Source organism: Pseudomonas sp. CK-NBRI-02, assembly GCF_008124495.1.
Lineage (GTDB): Bacteria > Pseudomonadota > Gammaproteobacteria > Pseudomonadales > Pseudomonadaceae > Aquipseudomonas > Aquipseudomonas guariconensis.
In genome coordinates this window covers 236,601-242,646 of sequence record NZ_VSJH01000042.1, presented here as the reverse complement: position 1 = coordinate 242,646, position 6,046 = coordinate 236,601, and the positions used below count along the sequence as shown (strand labels likewise).

Annotated in this window: 3 protein-coding genes; all 3 read left to right on the top strand. The window is 63.1% G+C overall.

The features are described 5' to 3' along the window. The coding region (locus tag DQ397_RS24430; protein ID WP_218573710.1) for an invasin domain 3-containing protein at window positions 1–2,816 on the top strand (2,816 nt) is incomplete at its 5' end. A 223-nt stretch (window positions 2,817–3,039) separates the two neighbouring features. Continuing rightward, complete coding sequence (gene yghU, locus DQ397_RS24425; protein WP_043215838.1) at window positions 3,040–3,876, top strand: glutathione-dependent disulfide-bond oxidoreductase; 837 nt, start codon at window positions 3,040–3,042, stop codon at window positions 3,874–3,876. A gap of 299 nt (window positions 3,877–4,175) precedes the next feature. Continuing rightward, window positions 4,176–5,879, top strand: coding sequence for an amidase (locus tag DQ397_RS24420; RefSeq protein ID WP_043215839.1), 1,704 nt, complete (start codon window positions 4,176–4,178; stop codon window positions 5,877–5,879). Window positions 5,880–6,046: the final 167 nt, after the last annotated feature.

Sequence of the window (6,046 nt, the reverse complement as noted above, 5' to 3'; positions counted from 1 at the left end):
CCGCCGCCCACGTCAGCGGCCAGGGCGGCGAGACCAAATCCCTGAGCGTGTGGGTCAACAGCAAGTACCCGCTGTCGCACATCGACTGGACAGCCCCGGCGCTGCTGCAGGCCGGCGGCCGGCTCGTGCACGACGGCGGCCCCCACTACAGCGTGCTGCTGCCCGACTACCAAACCCAGCAAACCAACGTCTACACCCTCCATGGCGTGGCCGTGGACAGCAAAGGCAACCGCTCCGGGCGCAGCGAGACCCGCGTGATCGTCAACGCTCCCGCGGTCAGCGCGCGCCACTCGACCTTCACCCCTGCCCATACCGTGCTGCCGGCCGATGGCAAGACTCAGCAAACCCTGACCCTCGCCATCCGCGACGAGCAGCAGCAGCCGGTGGACATCGCCTTGGCGGATATTCAGATCGCTGTCGCCGAGACGCAAACGCGCGCCGGCGGCATCGTGGTTTCGAAGCCTGAGCGTGTTTCGGCGGGCAACTATGAAGTACGGGTGACCGCGGGCAGCGCGCCGCAATCGATTACCTTGACCCCGTCCGTTCAAGGGACTGCGCTGTCGCAAGCGCAGGTCAGCACGGTCAGCTCTGTGCCGGACGACGGCAAATCCGCCTTCGCCGCAGACCGCAGCTCACTCCCGGCGGACGACAAAACCCATGCTGTACTCACCTTCACCGCTCAGGACGCCAATGGCGCACCGGTGGAGGGCATCGCCAAACACCTGAAGTTCGCGGTGCACAGCGACAAGGGCAGCGCGTCGCCTCCGGATGTGACGGTGAGCCGCATCGTGGAAAGCGCCCAAGGCCGCTACACCGCGACGTTCAAGGGCAAATTGGTCGGCCGTTACACCGTCACCCCCCAGCTGGGCGGTAAGCCCATCGGCCGCCTCAACGCCGAGGTTGAGCTGCAGGCGTTGCGGCCCGTGCCGTCCACTTCGAAATTGGAGGCCAAGCCAGACATCATCCCGGCCAACGGCTCCGATCCCTCGACACTGACCTTCGTGGCCAAGGACATCAACGGTAATCCCGTCACCGGCCTGGGCAACCGGCTGGCAGTGAATGCCACCAATAGCAGCGGCCTGCCACCGGCACCTGACGAGCTCACCCTCGAGCCGATCCAGGAGAGCGGCAATACCGGCATCTACGTCACCACAGTGCGCGGCCTGCAAGCAGACACTTACACCTTTGTCCCGACCATCGGGCGCCAGCCGGTCAATGGCTTGAGTGCCACCGTGCAACTGAAGGCCTTGCCGCCTGCACTAGGCCGCTCGACGTTCGAGGCCGCACCGCCCAAGATCCCGGCAAGTGGCACCGACCCATCGACGCTGACTTTCACCGCCAGGGACGCAAACGACAAGCCCGTGGGAGGTCTCGCCGATCAGCTGAAGTTCGAACTGGCCAACGGCCCGGCCCCGGGCATTACGCTCGGCGACATTTCAGAAGCCAAGACCGGTGAGTACCGTGCGACGCTCCAGGGCACTATCCCAGGCCACTACACCTTCATACCGCACTACAACGGCGCCCCGTTCGGCACGCTGAAAGCCGACGTCGAGCTGCTGCCTCTGCCGCCAGCTGCAAGCCACTCGAAGTTTCAGATCAAGCCGGACACGATCAAGGCCAATTTGAAGGAGTTCTCCACCCTGAACTTCACCGCCAAGGACATCAACGACAAGCCGGTGAGTGGGTTGGCCGATGCACTGACATTCATCGTCCGGGACGCCAGCAACCAACCACTGCCACCTGAGGGCTTCAAGTTGGACCCTGTGCAGGAAACCGTGGAGGGCAACTACCGCACCACGCTCAAAACGAAGATACCGGGCGACCTGACCATCACCCCTCGCGTTGAAAACAACTCGATGGATAGCCTGACAGCGGAGTTGACCGTATTGACGTTGCTGCCATCAGAGGCGCACTCCACGATCACGCTGTCGAACTCCAAAATATTCGCCGATGACGTGCACCAAGCCGCCATTACATTTGACGTGCGCAACGAGCTCGATCAATCGATAGCCGACCTGCTCGATCGGGTCTCGTTCCTCGTGACGGACAGCGCTGGAAAGCCCACGTCCGATGTCACGCTAAGCGCAGTCACATCAACGGCCAAGGGCTATCAGGTGCAACTGCAAGGGCCGAAGGTAGGCCGTTATGAAGTTGTCCCACGCCTGGATGGAATCAACATGAACTCATTGAAGCGCCCCATCGAGCTGATGAGTACCGAGATCGTAGCACTGAATGCCGGCCGGCCCCGGCATCGATTTCCTGTAAGTACCGGGTTCCCGACTACCGCTCATTTGGAAGCCAGTTTTGTGGTGGAATTGGCAAACGGCGCCGACCCAGTGGATTACACATGGACTTCAACGGCAAGTTGGCTAACGCCCTCAAGCAATGGATACTTCGAGTTCACTGCGCAACCCAGTGAAACCGACTCGGGCACGATAACGATTACCGGCGCTCGCAAGGGCAGCGCAGTGACACACCGTTATACCTTCAAGGTAAGTAACTGGTTCCATATGGCGCACGACTATATGGAACCTTGGAAGGACGCGATGAAAATCTGTAGTTCCCTGGGACTTGTACAAGTATCAAAAGCCGAAGCGACAAAAGGCGATAATGTTCGCGCCCTGGGCACCCCGACCTCAGAATGGGGCTATATGCAAATCAACTGGCTAACATATGAGGTCTGGCTACCTGATGCAGCGGGGCCAGGCATGCGTTGGATGCTGACGCCACAATATGCCGGGTTTCCAGTCGGGGGGACCCAGACGCGGCCTGATCATTGGTTCCGAGGCACCATCTGTCGCCAGCCAATAAAGTAATCGCGCCGTGGTGAGCGCCGCTTTCTATTAGCCCATTCCCTCGCTTACAGCGTCACCGCCCACTGTAAGCGAGGGCCCGCGCCCATACCGCCACGCCTTCAGCGCATGGCGTGATGCCCCCAACGCACCCCCACAATGCATTTGCCCCCGGCGGCGAACCCATGGCATAGATGCAGGTCCACCTTACGATGTGCCTACCTCGAGCCTTCAGGAGACTTCGCCCATGAGCAAACCCTACGCCCCGCCCAAGGTCTGGACCCACGAGGCGCCGTCCGGCGGTCAGTTCGCCAACATCAACCGGCCTGTCGCCGGCCCCACCCACGAGCGGGCGCTGCCGGTGGGCAAGCACCCGCTGCAGTTGTACTCACTGGCCACGCCCAACGGGGTCAAGGTGACCATCTTGCTGGAGGAGCTGTTGGCTCTCGGCCATGCCGGCGCCGAGTACGACGCCTGGCTGATCCGCATCGGCGAAGGCGACCAGTTTTCCAGCGGGTTCGTGCAGATCAACCCCAACTCGAAGATCCCCGCCCTGCTCGATCGCAGCGTCGAGCCGCCCGTGCGGGTGTTCGAGTCCGGTTCGATCTTGTTGTACCTGGCCGAGAAGTTCGACGCTTTCCTGCCCAAGGCCCCAGCTGCCCGGACCGAGTGCCTGAACTGGCTGTTCTGGCAGATGGGCTCGGCGCCTTACCTGGGCGGTGGTTTTGGTCACTTCTATGTCTATGCACCCGAGAAGTTCGAGTACGCCATCAATCGCTTCACCATGGAGGCCAAGCGCCAACTGGATGTGCTCGACCGACGTCTGGCCGAAAGCGACTACCTGGGCGGCGAGCAATACAGCATTGCCGACATCGCCGTATGGCCCTGGTATGGCCAGTTGGTGCGCGGCAACCTGTATGGCGCGGCAGAGTTTCTTGCTGTGCATGAATACCCCCATGTGCAGCGCTGGGCCGAGGCCATCGCCCAACGGCCGGCCGTGCAGCGAGGTACCCGGGTGAACCGGACCTGGGGGGATGAGCAAAGCCAGGTGCCGGAGCGGCATTCGGCGGCAGACTTGGTATGAAATGCCTGGGCTGCCTTGCAGCCCATCGCAGGCTTGCCAGCTTCCACCGAGCAAGCGCCTACGGAACCTGTAGACGCTGACGAAGCCTGCGGATGGGGCGCGTAGTGGCCTTCGCAAACCAGAAAAAACGCCATTCGAGGCGGTCTGAGACTCGACCTCGACACATGCACTGACGCACGCATGCAGCGCACGAGACTGCCGCCGTGCAAATGACCATTGCCACGCTGCATGCCTGCGCCGGGCAAGGGCTTCTTGCTACACTCGCGCCACGAGTTTCCACCTGCATAACTGGTGACAGCATGATCGAGGTAACTGAGGTTTCCATTGCCGAGCTGCGCGACGCGCTCGAGTCCGGCCGCACGACGGCGGTTGAGCTGGTCAAGGCCTACCTGGCCCGCATCGACGCCTATGACGGAGCCGACACCGCCACTGCCCTGAACGCTGTGGTGGTACGCAATCCTGAAGCGCTCAAGGAGGCCGAGGCCTCCGACGCTCGCCGAGCCAAGGGCCAGACGTTGAGCCCGCTCGATGGCATCCCTTACACCGCCAAGGACAGCTACCTGGTCAAAGGCCTGACCGCCGCTTCCGGCAGCCCGGCTTTCAAGGACCTGGTGGCCCAGCGCGACGCCTTCACCATCGAGCGCCTGCGCGCCGCCGGTGCCATCTGCCTGGGCAAGACCAACATGCCACCGATGGCCAACGGCGGCATGCAGCGTGGCGTCTATGGCCGCGCCGAAAGCCCGTACAACGCCGCCTACCTGACCGCGCCGTTCGCCTCCGGCTCGTCCAACGGTGCCGGGACCGCCACCGCTGCCAGCTATTCGGCTTTCGGCCTGGCAGAAGAAACCTGGTCCAGCGGCCGTGGCCCTGCCTCGAACAACGGTCTGTGCGCCTATACCCCCTCGCGCGGGGTCATCTCGGTGCGCGGCAACTGGCCGCTGACGCCGACCATGGACGTCGTGGTGCCCTACGCCCGCACCATGGCCGATCTGCTGGAAATCCTCGATGTCGTCGTTGCCGATGACGCCGACAAGCGTGGCGACCTGTGGCGTCTACAGCCATGGGTGCCGATCCCGGCTGCGTCCTCGGTACGCCCGGCTTCCTACCTGGATCTGGCCGTCGACGCCAGCGCCCTCAAGGGCAAGCGTTTTGGCGTGCCGAAGATGTACATCAATGCCGACCCTGACGCCGGCACCTCGGAAAAACCTGGCATCGGTGGCCCGACCGGCCAACGCATCAATACCCGCGCCAGCGTCATCGACCTGTGGAAGCAGGCGCGTCAAGCCCTGGAAGCCGCCGGTGCCGAAGTGATCGAAGTGGACTTCCCGCTGGTGTCCAACTGCGAAGGCGACCGCCCGGGCGCTCCGACGGTGTACAACCGCGGCATCGTCTCCAAGGAATTCCTGCACGATGAACTGTGGGAACTGTCCGGCTGGGCCTTCGATGACTTCCTGCGCGCCAACAATGATCCGAAGCTCAACCGCCTGGCCGACGTCGACGGCCCGCAGATCTTCCCCCACGACCCGGGCACCCTGCCCAACCGTGAGGACGACCTGGCGGCCGGCATGGATGAGTACGTCAACATGGCCAAGCGCGGCCTGAAGACCTGGGATCAGATCGAGACCCTGCCGGACGGCCTGCGTGGGCTGGAAAAGACCCGCAAGATGGACCTGGAAGACTGGATGGACAACCTGGGCCTGGACGCGGTGCTGTTCCCGACCGTGGCCGACGTGGGCCCGGCCGATGCCGACGTCAACCCAGTATCGGCAGATATCGCCTGGAGCAACGGCGTCTGGGTCGCCAACGGCAACCTGGCCATCCGTCACCTGGGTGTGCCCACTGTCACCGTACCCATGGGCGTGATGGCCGACATCGGTATGCCGGTCGGTCTGACCTTCGCAGGCCGTGCCTACAGCGACAATGCACTGCTGAGCTTCGGTGCCGCCTTCGAGGCCACCGGCTCGCGTCGCATGATTCCGCCGCGCACCCCGCCACTGGGCTGATCCAACGCCTGGCTGGAAACAGGTTTATCCGCAAGCACTGAATCGGTTGCTTCGCGGATAAACCCGCTCCCACTACGATCATCGCCAACGCGCAAACGGGCCCCCCCCCGATACACCTGAAAAAACGCCCTTGCCCCGCGATTGCGTCTGCCGGAACAATGAAGCAT